Origin of the sequence: Streptosporangium sp. NPDC000396, from assembly GCF_042898655.1 — a bacterium.
GTDB lineage: Bacteria > Actinomycetota > Actinomycetes > Streptosporangiales > Streptosporangiaceae > Streptosporangium.
This window is the reverse complement of sequence record NZ_JBIAZA010000002.1, coordinates 471,687-492,455: the sequence shown is the minus strand read 5'-3', so window position 1 is coordinate 492,455 and position 20,769 is coordinate 471,687. Positions and strand designations below refer to the sequence as shown.

Below are 20,769 nucleotides of genomic sequence, written 5' to 3'. Positions count from 1 at the left end.
CGGGTTGTAGTGATCGACTTTCGCAACTCCGGCAGAACCGTCTCGGGCTGGGGGTGGAGATAACTACAGGAAGTGTGGAGAGTCAACCGCAGTGGCAGCGGCCGCGCGATCGGACAGCCTCTGGTACATGACAAACACGTCTTTCGTCACCGGCTGGCAGAAATACGCCTGGCTGGCGGCGGGTATAGCACTCGGACTATTCAGCACGAACAGCGAATGGTCGATTCCAATCGCGGGTTGGCTGTTCCCCATCGGCCTTATGCGGTTCACCCGAAGCTCCGGCGTACTCGCCGGATTCGGGTGCGTTGTCCTGTCGGCGACGGCGGTGACGGTTGTTTACGTCGCGGCCGCCGGCCAGCTCGGTGTCCTGCCGATCCTGCTCGGCTGTCTGATACTGAACCTGATCCTGAGTATTCCACTGCTGGTCGACCGGCTGCTTTTCCAGCGGCTGAATCCGTTTCTCGGCACACTGGTCTTTCCAGCGGCTCGGGCGGCGGTCGAATTCCTGGTCGCGGCGATCAGCCCGCTCGGGACGATTTTCGGGCCATTGGCCGCGACACAGTCGGCGAACCTGCCGTTGTTGCAACTGGTGTCCGTCACCGGCATTTACGGGATCAGCTTTCTGATGGCGTGGGTCGCGCCGGTCGTCAATGTCGCGCTGGAACGCAGGCTGAATCGGCCGTTGATCCGGACCGTCACACTGGCCTACGTCTCGGTGCTTGTTCTCGTCCTCACCGGCGGTGGCCTGCGGCTCGCCATGGCGCCGACGGCACCGAATCTGGTACGCGTCGCCGGCATCAGCGCGTCACTCGCTGCCGAGAACCGCATGCGAGAGATCGACAACTTCCATACACCGCAGGTCCTGCCCGAGCAGAAGCCGGTGCTGCGTAAGGCGTTCGCGGTGCTCAACGACGATCTGTTCGCCCACAGCCGGATCGAGGCCGACGCCGGTGCAAAGATCGTCGCGTGGTCGGAGACCGCCGCGGTCGTGCTCAACGAGGACTATGCCGTTTTTCTGCGGAAAGCCCAGGAGCTGGCCAAAGAGAAGAAGATCTATCTCAACATGGGGATAGCCGTCATCCTCGATGGACAGCCGCACTCACGCGACATCGCCGTGCTCGTGGCACCGGACGGCCGGGTGCTTTCGACCTTCGACAAGGCACATCCGGTGCCGGGCATGGAAAGTCTGCGACCGGGTGATGGAGTCGTGCCGGTATCCAAGACGCCGTACGGGAGACTGGCCAACGTCATCTGCTTCGACGCCGACTTCCCCGGCACGCTGCGAACACAGGCCGACATCATGTTCGTCCCCGCCAACGACTGGAAAGGCATCGAGCACATGCACTCGGCGAACGCGGTGTTCCGCGCCGTCGAGAACGGATACGCCCTCGTCCGGCAGACCAGCAGCGGCATCGCGATCACCGTCGACGCCTACGGTGTGAACCTGGCCAGAACGAACTACTTCAGCACCACGCAACAGAGCATGGTCGTGTCCGTACCGACGCGGGGCACCTGGACGGTCTATGGCCTGGTCGGCGACCTGTTCGCCTGGCTCTGCGTCGCGAGCGTCGTCGGGCTGACGATATTTGCGCTGTTCCGGCAAATCGGACATCGGGGCTAATCGTGAGACTTCCGGATGAGAGTGCGATGATGCCACCGGTACGGAATGGGGAGACATGGATGAAGGCGAGACTTGCGACACCGGTTCTCGCACTGGCCATGATCTGCCTGTCGGTCGCCGGTCTCAGCGCGGCCGTCCTGGTCGTGACCGGCGCGGCACTGACGGTGGTCGGTGTCGGCCGGTATGTGTTCCCGCCGGCGGTTTCGCTGCTGCGGAAGGTCGCGGACGCGGCCCGGCGGCTGGCCGGTCAGCTTGGCGTGGACATCGAGCGTCCCTACGGTCCCCAAACGGGCGCGGCCGCGCTGCTGAAGGCACCTGCGACCTGGCGGGACGTGCTCTGGGCCGTCCTCGACCCGATCATCGGTACGTGGGCGGCAGCATTGGCGCTCGGCATGCCGATCTTCGGGTTGTACGGCGTGGCGCAGCCGTTCGTATGGCAGGCCAACGCGCGGGCCGGCGGCACCAACTCCTACGGCGTCATCCATGTGACCTCGACGACCAGCGCGCTGGCTGCGGTCCCGGTCGGGCTCGCGTTGATCGCGCTCGGTCTGTACATCGGGCCGAAGGTGCTGCGGTTGCGCGCCAGTTGGACGCGCGCGCTGCTCGGGCCGTCACGAGCGACCACACTGGAACACCGGGTCGACACGCTGGTGCAGACGCGCGCGGACAGTGTCGACGCACAGGCCGCGGAACTGCGCCGGATCGAACGTGACCTGCATGATGGCGCCCAGGCACGACTGGTCGCGCTGGGCATGGGCCTCGGCAATGCCGAGCGGCTGTTCGACAAGGATCCGGAGGCGGCCCGCGAACTGCTGGTCGCGGCGCGGCAGGCGTCGTCGAAGGCATTGGACGAGCTGCGCGACCTGGTACGGGGCGTGCATCCGCCGGTCCTTGCCGACCGGGGCCTCGCCGACGCGATCCGCGCCATGGCGCTGGACGCCTTGCTCGATGTCGAAGTGTCATCTGATCTGCCCGGACGGCCGATGCCGCCGGTCGAGTCGGCCGTCTACTTCGCCGTCAACGAACTGCTCGCCAACGCAAGCAAACACGCGGGTGCGGCGACCGTAAGTGTCACACTCCACTACCGGAACGGCCTACTGAGCTGCGACGTCATCGATGACGGCGCCGGTGGCGTTGATCCGGCCAATGGCACCGGGCTGCGTGGCATCCAAAGCAGGCTGGCCGTCTTCGACGGGAAGATCGCCGTCCACAGCCCGCCCGGTGGCCCTACTCGCGTCCACTTGGAGGTGCCGTGCGCGATCAGGTCCGAGTAGTTGTCGCCGAGGATCTGTTCCTCATCAGAGACGTGCTGATCCGCATGCTCACCGAACACGGGTTCACGGTCGTGGCCGCCGTCGACAACGGCCCGTCACTGCGCAAGGCGCTGGCCGAGGAGCGGCCCGACCTGGCTGTCGTCGACGTGCGGCTACCGCCGTCGTTCACCGACGAAGGCTTGCAGGCCGCGATCCAGATACGCCGCCGGCAACCCGGCTTTCCAGTGCTGGTGCTGTCGCAGTACGTTGAGCAGCTCTACGCCCGTGAATTGCTCGCCGACGGCGCCGGGGCGGTCGGCTATCTACTGAAAGACAGGGTGTCCAACACCGAACAGTTCATCAACGCGGTCACATCGGTGGCCCGTGGCGGCACGGCGATGGATCCGCAAGTCGTCGCCAAACTGCTGGCCCGAGGGGACGCGCGTGGCCGTACGGCCGAACTGAGCCTCCGTGAACGCGAGGTGTTGAGTCTGATCGCTGCAGGGCGCTCCAACATGGCCATAGCTCATCAGCTGACGATCTCTGCCAGCGCGGTCACCAAACACATCGCGAGCATCTTCGGCAAGCTCCACCTGCCGGAATCCGAGGATGACAACCGCCGCGTCCTGGCTGTGCTCGCCTATCTCCACCGCTGACCGGCCGGAGGCCGGGATGTCCGGGCCACCGATAGCCGACCGGTTTGCCGGCGATGATGCAGGCTCAGGGGGCGTGTCCCAGGGCGAGGGCTTGGGCAGTGGCCGGCAGGAGGATGTGCTCAGCTCGAAGGACCCGAGCAGCAAGGGTTTCAGGGGTGTCGTCGGGCAGGACCGGGACCTGCTGCTGAGCGATGACGGGACCTTCGTCGCTGATGCGCAATCTCATTGCTTCCCTACGAGCTTGACGCGCGCCTGGTTTATGGGGCACGCGCAGGAGTACGGGGAAGGTTCGATGTATTTGAAGGTTGCTGCTCCGCGTCCGATCACCGAGCCGTTTTGATCCCACAAGGTAACGCGAGCGTTGGTCCCCGTCCACCGTGAGAGCTCATAGCTAGTCTGACTCGAAGGGTGGAATAATGCGCTGTTGAAGGCGAATTCTTCCGGGTCACTCTGCGCGTCCCTTTCTCCTGGCTGTGGTCGATACCAAGGGTATTTCTGGCAGGGAGCGACATCGGTGCATATCTCGTATGATCGGCCTCGATTCAACAGATCGACGGACTCAAAGATCAGCACATTGTTGGTGGAGGCACACGGCTTGCAGATCGGCTTTTGTACGGAGCAGCCCGCCACGAGGACGCACAATGCCAAACGAAGGAACAGACGCACGCAACGGTCATCGATGATGACGCCTGCGACGCTGACAGAGTGGGTATTGGGGCGGTCCATAGACGTGTCCCCCGCTTCGGTAGAAGGTACTCCCGATCTCGGTACGCAATCCTCTGAGCTGCTGCATCCCAGGCCAGAAGCACTCCTGCCCTGTCCGCAAGTCTCCCTGATTCCCTCTCGTTTCCCGCCCTTACCGGCACGACCGGAGAACCCCGTGCGGACGCACAGGCCCCTACACCAGCCACCACGAAGTCAGCTCTTGCGATTGGCCGTCATCCCGGAGCCGAGACCCCCGCTGGAGACCCAGAAGACGGCGTGGCAGGTGGTAAAGAGCGATAACGATCACGGCAGCGATCAGGAGGGCGGAAAGCAGCATGGCTCCCAGGACGATCACTGTGCGTACGGCCTCATAGATGAGACCGAAGAGAACCTCACCATAGGTGACGCCGGATAAAGGTGCCTCGGCTGCTTCATCGGACAACAAAGTCGCTCCCCGTCATATGCGCCGTAAATGCAGAGCGAGGGTACATCACCGCACGAAGCGTGTCTTGTGTCCTTGGCGTGTGTACGGCGTGCGACGTGCGGCCTCGGTACGACGGGCGCTGGGTGCGGCGGCGGAGCGCCGCCGCCCTTGATGGCCTTGCCCGTAGGGCACTTCAAAAGAGATCGAGCACGCAACGGGCACGGGAGCGAAAGAAGGTCGAACGAAGATCAAAGCCCAGGTGGCGACCATAGCGCCTGACCTGGGCGTCTCTGCTCGTCGCGCTCGATGTCCATTCGCGCGTGGCGATGTAGATCCTCCGGCACAGCCAGATCTCGGTCACGATGAACATCTACAGCGAGGTCTCGTCCACGGAGACGCGCAACGCGCTCAAACGGCTGGGCAAGCAGCTCGGTTCGTAGCCGTCGCTACACGAAAAGGCCGCTTCTCGATCACGGCAAATGGCCTTTGGCGTGCGGTGAGCCGCCATCACGGGGGCCACGTTGTCATACCTCTTCATTACGATCAGCGCATGTTTGGTCTTGATCAGACGCAGCTAATCCTCCTCCTTTTGATCATCGGAGTAGGAATCCGCAGATGGAGAGCAAGGCCCGGCGTGGTGCGGGTCCACATCGACCTGGGCCTTATTACTCCTATCGAGATCCAGGTCCGAGCACACGACCTCATCGAGGCGGACAGGTTCGCGGACGCCGTCGAGCTGATCAGTGAGGAGAGCCAGGTGTCCCGAGACGAAGCAGATGACGTGGCAAAGGCCCTGCGAGCCGGTCGCGTTCTACCGGACTTCCCGATGCCTTGGGAGGACGACCTTCCCACACGGGTCCCCAACCTGGTCTCTGCCGACCGCCGGAAGGAGGCCGTATTTCTCGTGCGGAGCAAGGAAGGCATGAGCCAAGCCAAAGCCGAAGCCTTCGTTGACTCTCCCCCGCCGGAACCGAACACATCGCCGAGCGTCCACTCCAGACAAGCACACTCTCGAGAAAGGCAGAAGCCATGAGCAGTCTCCTCCGCGCGGTTACAGACGAGGTGAAGCCTGAATACAGGGCCTTCATCGTGGCCGGAGTCATCGACGGCCAGTTGGCGGGATCAGTGCCTGAAGGGGAAATCTCACCACCGCGTGACGGGATCGCCGCGGGTGCCGACGGGCTCATCATCCAGGCGGTGTATGCCGACTACATGCACACGGCTCACGTCCGGTTCGAGCTGTGGGACGGGCCGCCACCGACGGATGCCTGGGAAGAGCTGTGGAGCGGGCGGCTCCTGTTGAAGTCCAGGTTGGTCGGCGCCGCAGATTGGGCGCCGTCCAACGATCCGCCCTGTGTGGAGTTCGACTTGGGGCAGGGTGACACGGCCTGGTGTGCACGGGCGGCCAGCAAGATCCTTCAGACCGAAGAGGATGCCGACTTCCCCTACGCGATCGCCCGGGTAGAGCTATACAAGATCCAGTTCTGGACCTGATGGGCTCGCGTACAGCCGGCCTATTTGAGTCGTTGCTGTATTTCGCTGCTGTACGGACGCGAAAAGGCCACTCCCTGATCATGGGAGATGGCTTCTGACGTGGGGTGGAGCCTAGGAGATTCGAACTCCTGACATCCTGCTTGCAAAGCAGGCGCTCTGCCAACTGAGCTAAGGCCCCCGGATTCGGGTCGTCGGCTTGTGTAGATGATCCGTACGACTCGCTTCAGTCGTACACCGTAGCAACAGAACCCGCTCCCGCGCCACTTGGCCTCTCGGCGCCGTCGGCCGGGCCGCTCAGCTGCCCTGCGAGCGGGTTGTGTTCCATTGCTTCGGTTGTTCATTTCCGTTGAGTTATTTCAAGGATTTCACACCGAGATGGCCGGACGCGGGGTCCGGGCGATCTTCAGTGGGCGGAGGCGCCCACGGGGGTTTCCGCCAGCTCGCTGCCGAGCAGCAGGGTGGGGAGGTCGGCGACGGAGTCCAGGATGTGGGTGGCGCCGCCCTTGACGAGGCGTTCCTTGCTGTGCACCCCGTTCAGGACACCGGCGACCACCGACGCGCCGGAGCGGCGACCGCAGAGCATGTCGTTCTCGGAGTCACCGGCCACCGCGACATGGCGGACGTCCTCGATGCCGAGGCGCAGGACCGCGGTGAGGACCATGTCGGGCGTGGGACGGCCACGGCCGGCGTCTTCCGGGCACAGTGCGAGATCGATCTTGTCGGACCAGTTCAGGGCCGCCAGCACACGGCTGAGCGTGGTCCGGCTGAAGCCGGTGACGAGGCAGATCTTGACACCGGCGTCGCGTAGTTTCTCCAGCGCCTCGACGACACCGGGCAGCGGGACCAGACCCGCGCGTTCGATGGCGCCCTCATAGGAACGCTCGAAGGTGAGGTTGGCCGCCTGGGCCTGGGCCTCGTTGTCCGGGAAGATGCCGCGGAAGACCTCGATCGTGGGACAGCCCCGGGACCGGTGCACGTGCACCATGGCACGTGCGTACGCACCGGTCCCGGGCACGATGCCCTGCGTGGCGATCGCCTCGGCGAACGCTCGTTCGACCATGGCGATATCACCGATCGTGGTGCCCGCCAGATCCAGACAGGCAAGCCTGATGGGTGTTACTCCCCCACCTTGGGCAAGGACCATGAAAGCACCCAATCGGTAGCCGCGTTGATCAGTTCTCGCTGCCGGTAGCCTCGGTCCAAAGATCAAGTTCGGCGCGGTCCGCCTGAACCTTGCGCCAGATCAGCAGCCCCCCAAGGGCGACGAGCGCCAGAACGACCAGCTTCTTCACGGTGTGACCCCACTTCTTGACGGTCTCACCTGCCGGGGTGAGACTACGCCCGGTTCCTACGGTTCCCTGCAGCCTAGCAAGGGATCGGGCCATGATCCGGTTTGCGCGGTAGACCGACGTGGCCAATCTGCGCCAACCAGGTGATTCTAATTATCATGACGTACGGCTCACGCTCAAATGATCGTGAGCCGCGACGAGTTCGACTTCGAAGCCGTCCTCGTTCTCAAGATAACCCGCGTAATGGCCCATTCCGCCCGCATACGGGTGCCGATCGGTGAACATCAACGTCCATCCGTGCTCCGGCGCCGCCGTGACCAGCTCGTCTACCCGTTCCGGCCCGACCACACGGAACGCCAAATGGTTCAAACCCGGCCGGCATCGTTCGTGAACGGGAGCGGTCAGGGCGGGCGACTGTTCGACGACGACATATACGCCGTCCAGTGCCCAGCTCCGGCCGTCGCTCCACTCCTGGAAAGGCTGATATCCCAGCTCGCCGAGTAGCCATCCCCATGACTTCACCGCACGACCCAGATCGGGCACCCAGAGCTCGATGTGATGCAACATGGTCGTTCATCCTGCCAGCCGTGGGAGTGACGGCCGGGCCGGTTCGTCATGCCACCTGGTCGTGGTCTCTGGGCCGCCTCCGGCCCCCGTCACCCTTCGTGTCCGGCCGAACGGTCGTTGAGAAGATCGCCGTACTCGGGGTGCTTGCCGATCCAGTTCTTCACGAACGAGCAGAGCGGCACGATCTTCGCCCCTTCCGCGCGGGCCGCGTCCAGCGCCGTACGGGCAAGCACGCCGCCGACTCCCTTTCCCTCGAACTCCGGGTCGACCTCGGTGTGCGTGTAGACGATGGCACCGTCACGCCGGAGGAACTCCAGCTGCCCCGCGTGCTTGCCGTCCACCTGCGCCTCGAAGAAATCACCGCCGGGTGAGAGCCTGACATCGACCTGCATGGGTTCTCCTTCTTCCTTCCTCCGGCCGCCTCAGGCGACTTTCCTCCGGCCGCCTCGGGCAACCCATCGGTCAGCCGATTCCTGGCCGCGTTCATTCCCGGAGACCCGCCGACGATCCATGGATGATCGAGATGTACGGCTGGACCGGCATGCTCGCGGCAGGCTCGGGCATGACATCGTCCGGCGAGGCAATGGCTGGTCGTTCCCCCGATGCGTCGTAGCCATACAGGTATTTGATGGGACTTTGGGGGTCGGTAAACTGAATACGATCAAGATGGCGTTGATCCACAGGAACATCGCAAGCCGGTCGACGTCCTCGCGAGGAAACGCGAGGTCGCGGCTGAACGACGTCGACCTCCGGCAGATCGCCTCGACTTCCGGGACGCCGCGCCCGACGGTCGTGCGGTGCCACAGCATCCGGACATCTCTCCTGGCGCGGAACTCTGACAGCGCCGCGCCGTCCCCCCGCCCCGACATCTGTAGAGGTTCCTCGTGAGCGCTGCCGTCACTGTCACCCTCGCCTCCGAAGACGCCCTGGAAAACACCTCCCCGCGACAGGTGCGCCTCCTGGCCCTGGCGGGCGAGCTCGACTACACCAACGCCGAACGGTTCCAGCATGATCTCCGAAACGCCATCGGCTCGGAGGAATGCGATCTCATCGTCGACCTGACCGAGCTGAGCTTCTGCGACTCCACCGGAATCCGGGTCTTCGTGGCCGTTCGCAAACTCGTCAACGACCGTGGCGGCAACATCGTCCTGACCAATCCACACCCCCGACTGGAAAGGATCTTTCATCTGACCGGTCTCGCCCAGGCCTTCGCCGTACAGCCCACCATCGCCGACGCCGTCGAGATCCTGCGCGCACGCCAGTCGTCGTAGGAGCCTCGTGATCACGGCGGACAGCCCCCAGCGGATATCCCATTCACCCATACGGTCGTAAGCTGGCAACGACCGGACAGGTCTTCAGCATCATGGAAATCCTCAGCAACGCCCTGGTTCTGGAGCGAGCCGTTTCGTCTCCCGCGGGTGCCGGACAAGACGACGTCAAGGGGGTGTCGTGACCGGCGACCACGGTCAGTATTGGCCGATCGACGACGATCTCACCGCGCTACGGGAGCGCCTCCTCCTTCATGCGACCCAGGCAGGCATGCACGGGGAACGTCTGGACGACCTGCTCATCGCCGTCAACGAGGCCGTCATCAACGTCCTGGAACACGGTGGCGGCCAGGGCACCGTGAGCGTCTGGCACAACGACACCAGCATCACCGTGGACATCACCGACGCCGCCGGCCATCTTGCCGCCCAGGACGTCCCTCCGAAACGCCCCACGAACACCACGCGGGGTTTCGGCCTGTGGCTGATGAGCCAGCTGTGCGACGAATTCACCATCCACCAGGCCGAGGGAAGCTCGCGCGTCCGTCTCCGGATGCTCCTGTATCCCGTCCATGTCCGGTAGCGCGTCAACCGGGCACTGCCCTGCCGTGTTCCAGATAGACCAGGCCACCACGGTCACGGGCGGCCGCGGCCGCCTTGACCCTCAGCGCCATCCTTTCGGACAGCAGATCGTCCACGTCCTCGACGGGATGGAAGCCGAAGCCCGTCAGCTCGTTGTCGGCGAAGGTGATCCGCTCAAGCGCGCCCGCGTCGAGCACCCCGCCGTCGAAGACGAAGAGGATCATCTCGCCTCTCTCCGGGTGAGGTGCCCAGTCGACCGCGAGAAGACGCCCGATCGGCGGCTGGATGCCCAGCTCCTCGCGGACTTCGCGGACGCAGGCTTCGTACGGGGTCTCTCCCCGCTCCACGGCCCCGCCGGGGATCTCGCGGTTCACCTTGTATGACGGCTGGACGATCATGACCCGGCCGTCCTCGTCGAAGAAGAGTGCGCCTGCGGCGGCCCTGGCCACCGTGAAGGTCTCCTGGTCGCTCACGGTTCGACCCTACGGGAGTCCTCCCCGCACGATATGAGACCGACGGGCCAGAGGTGCGATTCCCCACGCGCCCCCGCACCAAGGTACGAAGCCTTTGCCTCAACGAAGCCTTTGCTTCAGGTGGAGGTCGGGCCACAGGTCGGCGGGGGATGAGATGCGTATCGTCCGTGCGCTGGGGGGAATTCGATGGACCATCTGAAGGTGGGCAGAGTCGGCTTGGTGGTCGCCACGGCGAGCGCCCTACTGGTCGGCTGCATGCCGTGGCAGAGCGAACCCGAAGAGAAAGACACCAAGATCACTGCCGCGGCCAAGGCATCCGCGGCCGCGGCCCAGCAGGCCGCCCTCCTCAAGACCAAGCTGGCGAACGCCGCCAAGGTCAAGGCCAACGAGCTGGGCCAGATCCCCGTGCTCATGTACCACCGGGTGGTGGAAAAGCCCACGACCCAGGACGATCGCACCCCCAAGCAGTTCCGCGAGGAGTTGGAACGGCTGGCCCAGGAGGGCTACGTTCCCGTCACGGCGGCCGAGTACGTCACCGGGCGCATCGACATCCCGGCCGGACGGCACCCGGTCGTCATCACCTTCGACGACTCGTCCCCGTCGCAGTTCGACCTGGACGGGGTGGGCACGCCCAAACCGCAGACCGCCGTCGCCATTCTCCAGGAGGTCGCCCAGCGCCACCCGGGTTTCCGTCCTGTGGCCACGTTCTACGTGACACGCGACATGTTCGGGAAGGCGACGCCGGAGGAGCAGGCTCAGATGCTGACCTGGCTCCGCGACAAGGGATTCGACATCGGCAATCACACCCGCGACCACCAGAACCTGCGCGGCAAGCCCAAGGAGCAGGTGGCCACCGAGATCGCCGCGGGACATCGGCTCATCACCCAGCTGATCAACACCAAGCCGGTCACGCTGGCACTGCCGTACGGCAACCAGCCGAACACCAAGGAGTGGGGCCTCAAGGGCACCTCGGGGGACGTCTCCTACGACTACGGCGGGGTGTTCCTCGCCGGATACACCCCCGCGCTGTCGCCGTTCAGCAAGAAGTTCGACCCGCTCGGCATCCCGCGCATCCGCTCGATGGACAAGAAGGGCGATTGCGCCCGTTTCTGCTCCGTCGCCTGGCTCGACTGGCTGAAGATGAACAGCGACGAGCGCTACACCTCCGACGGGGACGTGAAGACGGTCGCCTATCCGAAGTTCAAGACGCCCTTCATGGCCAAGCGGTACACCGATCGCTCCCTCGCCTACTGATCGGCGGTGCGGCGAAATCCCGGTGACCATTCCAGCCAGGATCGGGGGTCGGAGTGCCGTGCCGGACGGCCTGCCACCGGCAGGCGCACGTCGACGCGCGCCCCCGCGTCCCGGCGTGGGTCGGCCACGGCGGCGGTACCGCCGTGCAGCACCGCCTGCTGGCGGACCAGGGTGAGGCCGAGGCCAGAGCCGGGGCTGCCGGCCCGGCGGTGGAACCGGGCGAAGACCGATTCGCGGTCGGCGGACCCGATCCCGGGACCGGTGTCCTGGACGGAGAGAACGACGACCTCGGCGTCCGCGGACAGGGTGACGACGATCTCGGCGTGGCCGTGATCGTCCGCACCGTGGGTCGCGGCGTTGTCGAGAAGATTGTCCGCGATCACCTGAAGCCCCTCCGCCCAGCCCCGCACGAGAAGGTCGTCCGTCAGTGAGGCGGTGATCGTGGCACGGGGGTGGCGTCGCCGCGCGTCCTCGATCGCGGTGACGACGATCTCGGTCAGGTCGACGTCGGCGAAGGTGGCGGGGTCGAGCAACTCGCCACGCGCCAGCCGGCGCAGCATTGTGATCAGCCGCTGTATCCGGCCGTGCTCGGCGCTCAGGTCCGCGATGACCTCGGCCCGGTCCGCCGGGTCCAGATCGGGACGGCCGAGCAGGCTGAGGTTGGTCCCCATGCTGGTCAGCGGGGTCCGCAGCTCATGCGCCGCCGTGGCCGCGAAGGCACGCGCGGTCTCCAGCGCCTCACCGGTGCGCGCCACCGCCGCGTCGCGCCGGTCCAGCAGGTCGTTGAGCAGGCCGGCCAGCTCGTCGATCTCGGCGACTCCGGAGCCGGTCGCCAGCCGGGTCCCCGCGCGGGCGGGCATGTCGATCACGCGTGCCTGCCGGTGGAGCACCGCCAGCGGTCGTACCGCGAACCGGCCGAGACCGAGCCCGGCCACGGCCCCGACCCCCGCCGCGACCAGGGTGGTCACCACCACCCGGCTGCGGAGCAGGCCGCGTTGCGCGGCGAGGTGTTCCTCCGGCTCGAACACCCACAGCCGGGCCTTTCTCCGGAGCCAGCCCAGATCCGCCGCCGCGTACCGCCACTGCCGCCCGCCCCCGGCGAAGTCGGCCGGTCCCGGCGCACCGGCGGCGGGCAGTACGGCGGGCACGTCCCCGATGGCGAGCGGCTCGGCGCCGATCACGTCGAGATATACCCCACCTGGGCTCTCGGCCGCGGTGGCCGCCACGGCCAGCCGCTGCCCGAGGAAGTCCGGCGTGATCCCCAGGCGGGCCTGCCGCGCGTACAGGGAGGCCACCGGGGTCAGCGCGCGCAGCCGTACCGTCAGCCGCCGGTCCCGTTCGGCGTACAGGTCGTGCGACGCCAGGCGCAGCACGAGCAGCCCGGCCAGCAGCACCAGCAACGGCACCAGCGCGGCGAAGCAGACGGCGAACCGGGTGGACAGCTTCATGGTCACGGTGCCCGCAGCACGAATCCGACCCCGCGCACCGTGTGCACCATGCGCGGCTCACCCGCGGCCTCCAGCTTGCGCCGCAGGTAACCGACGAAGGTGTCCACGGCGTTGCCGGTCACCTCGAAGTCGTATCCCCAGACCCGTTCCAGCAGCACCGGCCGGGACAGCACGATGCCGGTGTTGCGTGCCAGGACCTCCAGCAGGTCGAACTCCCGCCGGGTCAGTTCGACGTCGCGGCCGTTCACGGTGACCCGGCGGGCGGCCGGATCGAGCGCGAGCGCGCCCACCCGGACCGTCGCGCCGGGAGCGCGACCGGCCCGGCGCAACAGCGCGCGCAGCCGTAGCACCAGCTCTTCCAGCTCGAACGGCTTGACGACGTAGTCGTCCGCGCCCGCGGCCAGCCCGGCCACCCGGTCGGCCACCTCGTCCATGGCCGAGAGCATCAGCACCGGCACCTCCGACCCCTGGCCGCGCAGCCGGGAACACACCTCGATTCCCGACAGCCCCGGCATCGACACGTCGAGGACGATCGCGTCCGGCGGGGAGCCGTCGGCCAGCGCGAGCGCCTGCCGCCCGGAATCGGCGGTCTCCACGCCGAACCCCTCCAGCCGCAGGCCACGCCGCAGGGAACGCAGAATCGCCGGGTCGTCGTCGACGACGAGAATCCGGTGCCCGGTCATCGAAGGGCTCCTGTGCGCATCGGGGAGATCAGTGTACGGAATCCGGCGCGGTTCCCATGGGTCATCGGAATACCATAGGGGGGTATGGTGTTATGGTGGTCGTGAAGCGGGGCGAAGGAGGAGAAATGGCCGGATACACCGCAACCAAGCAGGACCACCTCCGGCGACTGCGCCGGGCCGAAGGCCAGGTCCGTGGCCTGCAGCGCATGGTCGACGAGGACAAGTACTGCATCGATATCCTCACCCAGGTCTCGGCGGCCACCAGCGCCCTGCAGTCGTTCGCCATCGCCCTTCTGGAAGAGCACATGGCGCACTGCGTGGCCGACGCGACCGCCAAGGGTGGCGCCGAGGCCGAAGCGAAGCTCAAGGAAGCCTCCGACGCCATCGCCCGCCTCATCCGATCCTGATCCCCATATGAACCAGCGAATAAGAGGAATGATCGCTATGACCACCACCACATACACCGTTCAGGGCATGACCTGCGGCCACTGCGTCAGCTCGGTCAAGGAAGAGGTCGGCGAGGTCTCCGGTGTCACCGGCGTCGAGGTGGACCTGGCCACCGGCCTGGTGACCGTCGACAGCGACGGTCCCGTCGACGGCGCGGCGATCGTCGCCGCCGTCAAGGATGCCGGATACGAAGTGGTGGCCCCATCGTGAAAACGCCCGTGAAGCTCGGAGCCTACGTCCTCGGGCTTGCTGTGATCTTCGGCGGAGCTTTCGGAGCCGGAAACGCGGTGGGATCCGTCGGCACACCGCCCGTCGCGGACGGCCATGGAGCCCACACGGAACCCACGACCGGCAAGCCGAGTGTCACGACCGCAGCACCCAACCCGGGAGGGCTTCAGATGTCCCAGAACGGCTACACCCTGACCCCGGAGACGACCTCCCTCAAGCCCGGCGAGGCGACGGATTTCCGGTTCACCGTGACCGGGCCCGACGGCAGACCTGTCACCGGCTACCAGGTGCAGCACGACAAGAAGTTGCACTTCATCGTGGTCTCCCGCGACCTGGGCAGCTTCCAGCACCTACACCCCGAGGAGACCGGCGGCGGCGTCTGGTCCGTGAAGCTGACCCTGCCGGAGGCAGGCGTCTACCGGGCGTTCGCCGACTTCGCCCCCGAGGGCGGCAGCGGTCTCACCCTGGGCGCCGACCTGCACGCCGCCGGTGACTACGAGGCCAGGAAGCTTCCCGCGGTGAGCCGTACGTCCACGGTCGACGGATACACCGTCACCCTCGACGGCGACCTGATTCCGGGCGCCTCCAGTAAGCTGACCCTCAAGGTGAGCAAGGACGGCAGGCCGGTCACCGACCTGCAGCCCTATCTCGGGGCCTACGGCCACCTGGTCGCCCTGCGCGGCGGAGACCTGGCCTACCTGCACGTGCACCCCGACGGGGAGCCCGGCGACGGCAAGACCCCCGCCGGCCCGGAGATCACCTTCTACGCCGAGGTGCCCAGCCGCGGCGACTACCGCCTCTTCCTGGACTTCCAGCATGAGGGGACCGTGCGCACCGCGAGCTTCACCGCTCGCGCCGACTCGGCCACCCCCTCCGCGCCCGCACCCACCCCCTCCGAAACCGGCTCGCACGGCGAGCACACCCACTGACGCCCGGCATGACGCGAGAAAGGAGAGATGATGTCCTCCGTCACCGATGACCGGCCACCGGCGGCCGGCGGCGCGGTCGAACTCTCGATCGGCGGCATGACCTGCGCGTCATGCGCGAACCGGATCGAGCGCAAGCTCAACAAGCTCGACGGCGTGACCGCGACCGTCAACTACGCCACCGAGAAGGCCAAGGTGACCTACGCCGGGGACGTCAGCCCCGAGGACCTGGTCGCCGAGGTGGAGAAGGCCGGCTACACCGCCACGCTCCCTCCGAAGGAGGACCGCGGCCCGGAGCCGGACGGATCGCCGGGCGAGCCGCAGGACGAGCTTCAGCCGCTGCGCAACCGGCTGATCACCTCCGTGGTGCTCGCCGTACCGGTGATCGCCATGGCGATGGTCCCGGCGCTGCAGTTCACCTACTGGCAGTGGCTGTCGCTGACCCTGGCCGCCCCGGTCGTGGTCTACGCGGGCTGGCCGTTCCACAAGGCCGCCTGGACCAACCTGCGCCACGGCGCGGCCACGATGGACACCCTCGTCTCGCTCGGCACGATCGCGGCGCTGGGCTGGTCGCTGTGGGCGTTGTTCTTCGGCAGCGCGGGCACGCCGGGCATGACCCACCCGTTCGCGTTCACCATCGAGCGCACCGACGGCTCGGGCAACATCTATCTTGAGGCCGCCGCCGGTGTGACGGCGTTCATCCTGGCCGGCCGCTACTTCGAGGCCCGGTCCAAGCGCCGCGCCGGCGCCGCCCTGCGCGCCCTGCTGGAGCTCGGTGCCAAGGATGTCGCCGTGCTGCGCGAGGGCCGCGAGGTCCGCGTCCCGTCCGCTGAACTCAAGGTGGGCGACCGGTTCGTGGTACGGCCCGGCGAGAAGATCGCCACCGACGGCGTGATCGAGGAGGGTTCCTCCGCGGTCGACGCCTCGATGCTCACCGGCGAGTCGGTTCCGGTGGAAGTACGGCCCGGCGACGCGGTGACCGGCGCGACCGTCAACGCGGGCGGCCGCCTGGTCGTCCGGGCCACGCGGGTCGGCTCCGACACCCAGCTCGCCCAGATGGCCAAGCTGGTCGAAGACGCCCAGACCGGCAAGGCCCAGGTGCAGCGGCTGGCCGACCGCATCTCGGGGATCTTCGTCCCGATCGTGATCGCGCTGGCCGTCGGCACACTCGGCTACTGGCTGGGCACCGGCGGCGGCGCCGGTGCGGCCTTCACCGCCGCGGTGGCCGTGCTGATCATCGCCTGCCCCTGCGCCCTCGGCCTGGCCACCCCGACCGCGCTGCTGGTGGGCACCGGCCGGGGAGCCCAGCTCGGCATCCTGATCAAGGGTCCCGAGGTGCTGGAGTCCACCCGCACCGTCGACACCGTCGTGCTCGACAAGACCGGCACCGTCACCGAGGGCAGGATGACCCTCGTCGAGGTCCACACCGCCGACGGCGAGGACGCCGCGGAAACGCTGCGCCTGGCCGGAGCGCTGGAGCACGCCTCCGAGCACCCCATCGCCCAGGCCATCGCCCGGGGCGCCGCCGAGCGGGTGGGGCAGCTGCCCGTACCGGAAGACTTCGCCAACATCGAAGGACTCGGCGTCCAGGGCATCGTCGACGGGCACGCCGTGCTCGTCGGGCGGCCACGGCTGCTGGCCGACTGGTCGCAGCACCTGCCCGCCGAGCTGGAACGGGCGCTGGAGGCGGCGCAGGCGGCGGGCCGTACGGCGGTGGCCGCCGGCTGGGACGGCAAGGCCCGCGCGGTCCTCGTCGTCGCCGACACCGTCAAGCCCACCTCCGCCGAGGCCGTCGCCCGGCTGCGCGCGCTGGGGCTGACCCCGGTGCTGCTCACCGGCGACAACGAGGCCGTCGCCAGGTCGGTGGCCGCCGAGGTGGGCATCGACGAGGTGATCGCCGAGGTGCTGCCCGCGGACAAGGTGGACGTGGTCAAGCGTCTGCAGTCCGAGGGCCGTACCGTGGCCATGGTCGGCGACGGTGTCAACGACGCCGCGGCACTCGCCCAGGCCGACCTCGGCCTGGCCATGGGCACCGGCACCGACGCGGCCATCGAGGCCTCCGACCTCACCCTGGTCCGCGGCGACCTGCGAGTGGCCGCCGACGCCATCCGCCTGTCCCGCCGGACCCTGCGCACCATCAAGGGCAACCTGTTCTGGGCCTTCGCCTACAACGTGGCCGCCCTGCCACTGGCCGCTCTCGGCCTGCTCAACCCGATGATCGCCGGAGCCGCCATGGCGTTCTCCTCGGTCTTCGTGGTGAGCAACAGCCTGCGCCTGCGCGGCTTCAAGTAAGCCGGGCCGAGCAGGCCGGGCCGAGCAAGCCGGACTCCGAGGGCCTCCAGCACGGTGCTGGAGGCCCTCGCGCGTGCCCGCACGCCACGTGCCGGCGCCGTCGCCGTCGCCGTCGCCGGATTCCCCGGGCGCCTCGGCCCACGGCACACGGGCCGCGCCGATCGCCGAGGCCGCCGGATAGGCTCGATCGTGTACCGGTTGGTCCTGAAAACCGATTGGTCCCGAACCAGTTGGTCCCGAACCGGTTGGTCCCGAAACACGAAACGCCGCGACGGGACCACCCGTGAACGCACGCCTCGAACAGAAACCGGACCTGATGACCCAACGCGACCCGCGAGCCATATCGGAGGACGGCACCCCCGCGGGCGTGCGCGCCGCGAACGCCGTACGCCTGCCCGAGCCCTGGGCGTCGGCGGCCGTCACCGTGGTGATACCCACCTACAACGAGGCCGACAACCTGCCCGTCGTCCTGGACGCTCTGTTCGCCCTGCCCCTGCCGGCCCTGCGGGTGCTCGTCGTGGACGACAACTCGCCCGACGGCACCGGCGGCCTCGCCGAAGACCTCGCGCGGGACAAGTACGGCCCTGATCGCCTGTCCGTTCTGCACCGCCCCGGAAAGCAGGGCCTCGGCCGCGCCTACGTCCACGGCATCGGTCACGCGCTGGACCAGGGCGCCGCCTACGTGGTCCAGATGGACGCCGACCTCTCCCACCCGCCCGAGGCCATCCCGCAGATGCTGGGCACGCTGCTGTCCACCGAGGCGGACGTCGTCATCGGCAGCCGCTACGCCACGGGCGGCAAGCTCGCCGAGAACTGGGCACTGCACCGTAAGGCCCTGTCGGCCTGGGCGAACTTCTACGTTCGCGTGCTGCTCCACCTGCGTATCCGCGACGTCACCGCCGGCTTCAAGATATGGCGCCGCGAGACCCTGCGCTCGATCGACGTCGGCAGCATCACCAGCAACGGATACTCCTTCCAGGTCGAGATGAACTACCGCACCGTCAGGCGCGGCCTGAAGATCGTGGAAGTCCCCATCCGTTTCGAGGAGCGCCACGACGGCCACAGCAAGATGAGCCTCGGCGTCCAGTTCGAATCCGCCCTCATGCCGTTCAGGCTCCGGCGCCACATGCGGCGGCTCGGCACCGGACGCCCCCCGTCCGATCGTTCGACGGCGCCGGAGGCCCGGGAGACTCCCTGAGGGGGCGGCCCCGCGAAACCGCAGGGCAAACCGCCAGGCGCTGCCTGGGGTCTGTTTTGTGGATCTTTCCGCTACGGCGAAGATCCACAGAACAGACCCTAGTAGACCGAGATGTGGGGATGGTCGAAGTGGTTGGCGGTGGTGCCGCCGCGGTCGGACATCAGGCGCCAGCTGCCGGTGCGGACGTGCCAGATGCGCTGGCGGAAGATGATGTACATGATGCCGAGCCGCCGGGCGTTCTTGATCGCCCAGGCTGCGATCTCGTACCCGCGCTTGGTCTCGGCCGCCGACGGCATGGCCCCTCCGCGGCTGAGCATGAAGTCGCAGGCGCGTCCCAGCGGGTGTTCCCCGCCGCCCGCGATGCCTCCGTCGGCCCGGTAGCAGCCGATCCCGAACCGGGGGCCGAACCGTTGCGCGATCAGCTGCCGGATCAGGCGCATCCGTGGCGTGATGTTGTCGGGCCCCGACGGCAGCTGGGGAACCCACGTCCCGTCCGCCCTCCGGAGTCCCGGGGTGGGATAGACCCGGTCGATCCTGTCCTTGATCTTGTCGATCAGCTTCTCGGCGCGTTTCTTCTGCTCGTCGAGCTTCTTGAGGGACGCGCGCAGCTCGGCCGAACGCCTCTCCGCCGCCTCCTGCGCCCGCCGGTAGGCGTCCCGGACGTTGACGAACCCCTGGAGCTTGGCGTCCTGCTCGCTCGTGATCTGCTGGGTGAGCGCCAGGCGACTCATCAAGGTGGCCGGGTCGACGTCGCCCACCAGAGAGGAGATCACCCCGAACCCGCCGGTGCGATACTGCTCGGCGGCCAGCAGGCGGATCTCCTCGGCGGCCCGGTCGAAGTCCTGCTGTGCCCGCCGCAGGTTGCCGCGGGCCACCTTCTCCACCTTCTCGATCTTCTGCAGCTCGACCCGCCCCGCGTAGTACTCGGCGATCATCGTCTCCGACTGCTTCTGCAGCTGCGCGAGTTCCTTGCGAAGCTCCTTGGCGGTGGGCTTGGGCTTGGCCTGACTCGCCGAGGTCATGCCGGTGCACAGGATCACCGTGACGAGCGTCAGGACCAGGGCTCGGAATACGCCGTGACGCCGGATCCCGGAGGATGCAGCCGTCACGCTTCTCCCTTCGCGAGGTACGGGCGCACACCGTCGCGTATCGAGCCGGGATGCCCTGTGTCCGGTGGACGATAGTAGAGGATGGCGCGCCAATCACACGCATTGCACTAAATCAGGCATTTATCGGTCGGCAGGGTGAGATCGCGGAAGACCGAATCGAAGCGTGCCACCGGAGCTGCAGAGGGGACGCGAGTCGAGAGCGGTATGACTCGTTGTGGAGTGCCTGGCAATGCTCTGCGGGAGTCGCGATACTTTCCGGATGGACGTCACCGGTCACCTCAGGGCCTCCCTTGACGCCGCGATCGCCCTGGCCAACCACTTCGGCGCCAGGCAAAGCCAGGGACGCGACCGGGATCTGGGCGACGAGGCGGAGAAACGCTCTGCGATCGGAGACGCCCTGAGGCTGGCCACGCGACGCATGCCCCCCGTCGACGAGAAGGCGCTCGGTGACCTGGAAAGCGGGGGCGCGCAGATCTACGCGGCGCTCGAACTGCTGGCCGACGGGCATGAGGACTCCGGGGCGCGGGCCGTCAACGCCCTTCTCAAGGAGACCCGGGCCACTCCCTCTCTGGTGCGCCACGACGGCGATCCGTGGCACCTGCACTTCGCGGCTTCTGACGCCTCCGAGGCCGGCGGGTGGCTCGCCGACCTGGTCACCGCCGTGGCCGTGCTCGTCGGCAGCGCCGACGTGAGCCGGCTGCACCGTTGTGGCGCCGAGCGCTGCGACAACCTCTTCCTCGACGCGACGCGTAGCCGTACGCAGCGCTTCTGCTCCACCGCGTGCCAGAACCGCACGAAGGTCGCCGCCTTCCGGGCGCGCGAGGACCGCCCCGGCTGATCAGGTGTGCCGGGCCG

24 protein-coding genes and 1 tRNA gene are annotated in these 20,769 nt (G+C 67.3%); 14 read left to right on the top strand and 11 right to left on the bottom strand.

Going from position 1 to position 20,769, the window contains the following annotated elements; translation table 11 throughout:
• Positions 1-91 precede the first annotated feature (91 nt).
• The 3 genes from ACFY2X_RS04795 to ACFY2X_RS04785 are packed head-to-tail and all read left to right on the top strand — an operon-like array spanning position 92 to position 3,530.
• Entirely contained in the window at positions 92-1,621 is a 1,530-nt protein-coding gene (locus tag ACFY2X_RS04795) for a nitrilase-related carbon-nitrogen hydrolase (protein ID WP_389932237.1), read from the top strand.
• 59 nt (positions 1,622-1,680) lie between these two features.
• Complete coding sequence (locus tag ACFY2X_RS04790) at positions 1,681-2,895, top strand: sensor histidine kinase (RefSeq protein ID WP_389932234.1); 1,215 nt, start codon at positions 1,681-1,683, stop codon at positions 2,893-2,895.
• 44 nt (positions 2,896-2,939) lie between these two features.
• Positions 2,940-3,530 (top strand): response regulator, encoded by a 591-nt coding sequence (locus ACFY2X_RS04785; protein WP_389932357.1) that lies wholly within the window; start codon positions 2,940-2,942, stop codon positions 3,528-3,530.
• Between the two features lie 64 nt (positions 3,531-3,594).
• Here the strand turns inward: ACFY2X_RS04785 and ACFY2X_RS04780 are convergent, their stop codons facing one another.
• Positions 3,595-3,756 carry a formyltransferase family protein gene (locus tag ACFY2X_RS04780; protein WP_389932231.1) on the bottom strand — a complete coding sequence of 54 codons (162 nt, stop codon included), beginning with the start codon at positions 3,754-3,756 and terminating at the stop codon, positions 3,595-3,597.
• A gap of 1,096 nt (positions 3,757-4,852) precedes the next feature.
• A complete protein-coding gene (locus ACFY2X_RS04775) occupies positions 4,853-5,020 on the bottom strand; it encodes a hypothetical protein (RefSeq protein WP_389932228.1) in 168 nt (55 codons plus the stop codon).
• Positions 5,021-5,209: 189 nt separating this feature from the next.
• Between ACFY2X_RS04775 and ACFY2X_RS04770 the strand changes: the two genes are divergently transcribed.
• Both ACFY2X_RS04770 and ACFY2X_RS04765 read left to right on the top strand, forming a co-directional pair.
• The gene (locus tag ACFY2X_RS04770) at positions 5,210-5,692 is read left to right on the top strand and encodes a hypothetical protein (RefSeq protein ID WP_389932225.1); all 483 of its coding nucleotides are present in this window, start codon (positions 5,210-5,212) and stop codon (positions 5,690-5,692) included.
• Complete coding sequence (locus ACFY2X_RS04765; RefSeq protein WP_389932222.1) at positions 5,689-6,153, top strand: hypothetical protein; 465 nt, start codon at positions 5,689-5,691, stop codon at positions 6,151-6,153. Before ACFY2X_RS04770 ends, ACFY2X_RS04765 begins: the two co-directional genes overlap by 4 nt.
• Positions 6,154-6,258: 105 nt before the next feature.
• Here ACFY2X_RS04765 and ACFY2X_RS04760 read toward each other — a convergent pair.
• The 5 genes from ACFY2X_RS04760 to ACFY2X_RS04740 all read right to left on the bottom strand — a co-directional run bounded on the left by ACFY2X_RS04760 (position 6,259) and on the right by ACFY2X_RS04740 (position 8,401).
• A tRNA-Ala gene (locus ACFY2X_RS04760) sits at positions 6,259-6,331 on the bottom strand.
• Between the two features lie 225 nt (positions 6,332-6,556).
• Positions 6,557-7,297 (bottom strand): HAD-IA family hydrolase, encoded by a 741-nt coding sequence (locus ACFY2X_RS04755; RefSeq protein ID WP_389932219.1) that lies wholly within the window; start codon positions 7,295-7,297, stop codon positions 6,557-6,559.
• A 28-nt stretch (positions 7,298-7,325) separates the two neighbouring features.
• On the bottom strand, positions 7,326-7,445 hold the full coding sequence (locus ACFY2X_RS04750; RefSeq protein WP_253770211.1) for a DLW-39 family protein: 120 nt from the start codon (positions 7,443-7,445) through the stop codon (positions 7,326-7,328).
• A gap of 153 nt (positions 7,446-7,598) precedes the next feature.
• Positions 7,599-8,009 (bottom strand): VOC family protein, encoded by a 411-nt coding sequence (locus ACFY2X_RS04745; protein WP_389932215.1) that lies wholly within the window; start codon positions 8,007-8,009, stop codon positions 7,599-7,601.
• A gap of 89 nt (positions 8,010-8,098) precedes the next feature.
• Entirely contained in the window at positions 8,099-8,401 is a 303-nt protein-coding gene (locus ACFY2X_RS04740) for a GNAT family N-acetyltransferase (protein ID WP_389932212.1), read from the bottom strand.
• A 492-nt stretch (positions 8,402-8,893) separates the two neighbouring features.
• Between ACFY2X_RS04740 and ACFY2X_RS04735 the strand changes: the two genes are divergently transcribed.
• Both ACFY2X_RS04735 and ACFY2X_RS04730 read left to right on the top strand, forming a co-directional pair.
• The gene (locus ACFY2X_RS04735) at positions 8,894-9,280 is read left to right on the top strand and encodes an STAS domain-containing protein (protein WP_389932209.1); all 387 of its coding nucleotides are present in this window, start codon (positions 8,894-8,896) and stop codon (positions 9,278-9,280) included.
• A 178-nt stretch (positions 9,281-9,458) separates the two neighbouring features.
• Entirely contained in the window at positions 9,459-9,857 is a 399-nt protein-coding gene (locus ACFY2X_RS04730; RefSeq protein WP_389932207.1) for an ATP-binding protein, read from the top strand.
• Positions 9,858-9,861: 4 nt separating this feature from the next.
• On the opposite strand, the gene ACFY2X_RS04725 is transcribed toward ACFY2X_RS04730, so the two are convergent.
• Complete coding sequence (locus ACFY2X_RS04725; RefSeq protein ID WP_389932204.1) at positions 9,862-10,329, bottom strand: NUDIX domain-containing protein; 468 nt, start codon at positions 10,327-10,329, stop codon at positions 9,862-9,864.
• 186 nt (positions 10,330-10,515) lie between these two features.
• Between ACFY2X_RS04725 and ACFY2X_RS04720 the strand changes: the two genes are divergently transcribed.
• The gene (locus tag ACFY2X_RS04720; RefSeq protein ID WP_389932201.1) at positions 10,516-11,583 is read left to right on the top strand and encodes a polysaccharide deacetylase family protein; all 1,068 of its coding nucleotides are present in this window, start codon (positions 10,516-10,518) and stop codon (positions 11,581-11,583) included.
• On the opposite strand, the gene ACFY2X_RS04715 is transcribed toward ACFY2X_RS04720, so the two are convergent.
• Together ACFY2X_RS04715 and ACFY2X_RS04710 are read right to left on the bottom strand one after the other, a co-directional pair.
• Positions 11,577-13,031, bottom strand: coding sequence for a sensor histidine kinase (locus ACFY2X_RS04715; protein ID WP_389932354.1), 1,455 nt, complete (start codon positions 13,029-13,031; stop codon positions 11,577-11,579). The genes ACFY2X_RS04720 and ACFY2X_RS04715 overlap by 7 nt on opposite strands.
• 2 nt (positions 13,032-13,033) lie before the next feature.
• On the bottom strand, positions 13,034-13,714 hold the full coding sequence (locus ACFY2X_RS04710) for a response regulator transcription factor (protein ID WP_389932199.1): 681 nt from the start codon (positions 13,712-13,714) through the stop codon (positions 13,034-13,036).
• A gap of 125 nt (positions 13,715-13,839) precedes the next feature.
• On the opposite strand from ACFY2X_RS04710, the gene ACFY2X_RS04705 reads away from it, so the two are divergent.
• The 5 genes from ACFY2X_RS04705 (at position 13,840) to ACFY2X_RS04685 (ending at position 18,805) form a co-directional block, all read left to right on the top strand.
• Positions 13,840-14,121 (top strand): metal-sensitive transcriptional regulator, encoded by a 282-nt coding sequence (locus ACFY2X_RS04705; RefSeq protein WP_389932196.1) that lies wholly within the window; start codon positions 13,840-13,842, stop codon positions 14,119-14,121.
• Positions 14,122-14,158: 37 nt separating this feature from the next.
• Positions 14,159-14,371, top strand: coding sequence for a heavy-metal-associated domain-containing protein (locus ACFY2X_RS04700; RefSeq protein ID WP_389932193.1), 213 nt, complete (start codon positions 14,159-14,161; stop codon positions 14,369-14,371).
• Entirely contained in the window at positions 14,368-15,318 is a 951-nt protein-coding gene (locus tag ACFY2X_RS04695) for a hypothetical protein (protein WP_389932190.1), read from the top strand. The genes ACFY2X_RS04700 and ACFY2X_RS04695 overlap by 4 nt, the downstream gene beginning before the upstream one ends.
• Before the next feature lie 30 nt (positions 15,319-15,348).
• The gene (locus tag ACFY2X_RS04690; protein WP_389932187.1) at positions 15,349-17,607 is read left to right on the top strand and encodes a heavy metal translocating P-type ATPase; all 2,259 of its coding nucleotides are present in this window, start codon (positions 15,349-15,351) and stop codon (positions 17,605-17,607) included.
• Positions 17,608-17,890: 283 nt separating this feature from the next.
• Positions 17,891-18,805, top strand: a complete 915-nt coding sequence (locus ACFY2X_RS04685) for a polyprenol monophosphomannose synthase (RefSeq protein WP_389932184.1) — start codon at positions 17,891-17,893, stop codon at positions 18,803-18,805.
• Positions 18,806-18,903: 98 nt separating this feature from the next.
• On the opposite strand, the gene ACFY2X_RS04680 is transcribed toward ACFY2X_RS04685, so the two are convergent.
• A complete protein-coding gene (locus tag ACFY2X_RS04680) occupies positions 18,904-19,914 on the bottom strand; it encodes a coiled-coil domain-containing protein (RefSeq protein ID WP_389932180.1) in 1,011 nt (336 codons plus the stop codon).
• Positions 19,915-20,173: 259 nt separating this feature from the next.
• Between ACFY2X_RS04680 and ACFY2X_RS04675 the strand changes: the two genes are divergently transcribed.
• The gene (locus tag ACFY2X_RS04675; protein WP_389932177.1) at positions 20,174-20,752 is read left to right on the top strand and encodes a CGNR zinc finger domain-containing protein; all 579 of its coding nucleotides are present in this window, start codon (positions 20,174-20,176) and stop codon (positions 20,750-20,752) included.
• Positions 20,753-20,769 lie beyond the last annotated feature (17 nt).

What these genes read in the sequence shown, in the direction of transcription:
- ACFY2X_RS04790 (WP_389932234.1), top strand. Translation starts at nt 1,681, where the DNA reads ATGAAGGCGAGACTTGCGACACCGGTTCTCGCACTGGCCATGATCTGC.
- ACFY2X_RS04785 (WP_389932357.1), top strand. Translation starts at nt 2,940, where the DNA reads ATGCTCACCGAACACGGGTTCACGGTCGTGGCCGCCGTCGACAACGGC.
- ACFY2X_RS04780 (WP_389932231.1), bottom strand. Translation starts at nt 3,756, where the DNA reads ATGAGATTGCGCATCAGCGACGAAGGTCCCGTCATCGCTCAGCAGCAG.
- ACFY2X_RS04770 (WP_389932225.1), top strand. Translation starts at nt 5,210, where the DNA reads ATGTTTGGTCTTGATCAGACGCAGCTAATCCTCCTCCTTTTGATCATC.
- ACFY2X_RS04765 (WP_389932222.1), top strand. Translation starts at nt 5,689, where the DNA reads ATGAGCAGTCTCCTCCGCGCGGTTACAGACGAGGTGAAGCCTGAATAC.
- ACFY2X_RS04755 (WP_389932219.1), bottom strand. Translation starts at nt 7,297, where the DNA reads ATGGTCCTTGCCCAAGGTGGGGGAGTAACACCCATCAGGCTTGCCTGT.
- ACFY2X_RS04745 (WP_389932215.1), bottom strand. Translation starts at nt 8,009, where the DNA reads ATGTTGCATCACATCGAGCTCTGGGTGCCCGATCTGGGTCGTGCGGTG.
- ACFY2X_RS04740 (WP_389932212.1), bottom strand. Translation starts at nt 8,401, where the DNA reads ATGCAGGTCGATGTCAGGCTCTCACCCGGCGGTGATTTCTTCGAGGCG.
- ACFY2X_RS04720 (WP_389932201.1), top strand. Translation starts at nt 10,516, where the DNA reads ATGGACCATCTGAAGGTGGGCAGAGTCGGCTTGGTGGTCGCCACGGCG.
- ACFY2X_RS04715 (WP_389932354.1), bottom strand. Translation starts at nt 13,031, where the DNA reads ATGAAGCTGTCCACCCGGTTCGCCGTCTGCTTCGCCGCGCTGGTGCCG.
- ACFY2X_RS04710 (WP_389932199.1), bottom strand. Translation starts at nt 13,714, where the DNA reads ATGACCGGGCACCGGATTCTCGTCGTCGACGACGACCCGGCGATTCTG.
- ACFY2X_RS04705 (WP_389932196.1), top strand. Translation starts at nt 13,840, where the DNA reads ATGGCCGGATACACCGCAACCAAGCAGGACCACCTCCGGCGACTGCGC.
- ACFY2X_RS04700 (WP_389932193.1), top strand. Translation starts at nt 14,159, where the DNA reads ATGACCACCACCACATACACCGTTCAGGGCATGACCTGCGGCCACTGC.
- ACFY2X_RS04690 (WP_389932187.1), top strand. Translation starts at nt 15,349, where the DNA reads ATGTCCTCCGTCACCGATGACCGGCCACCGGCGGCCGGCGGCGCGGTC.
- ACFY2X_RS04675 (WP_389932177.1), top strand. Translation starts at nt 20,174, where the DNA reads ATGGACGTCACCGGTCACCTCAGGGCCTCCCTTGACGCCGCGATCGCC.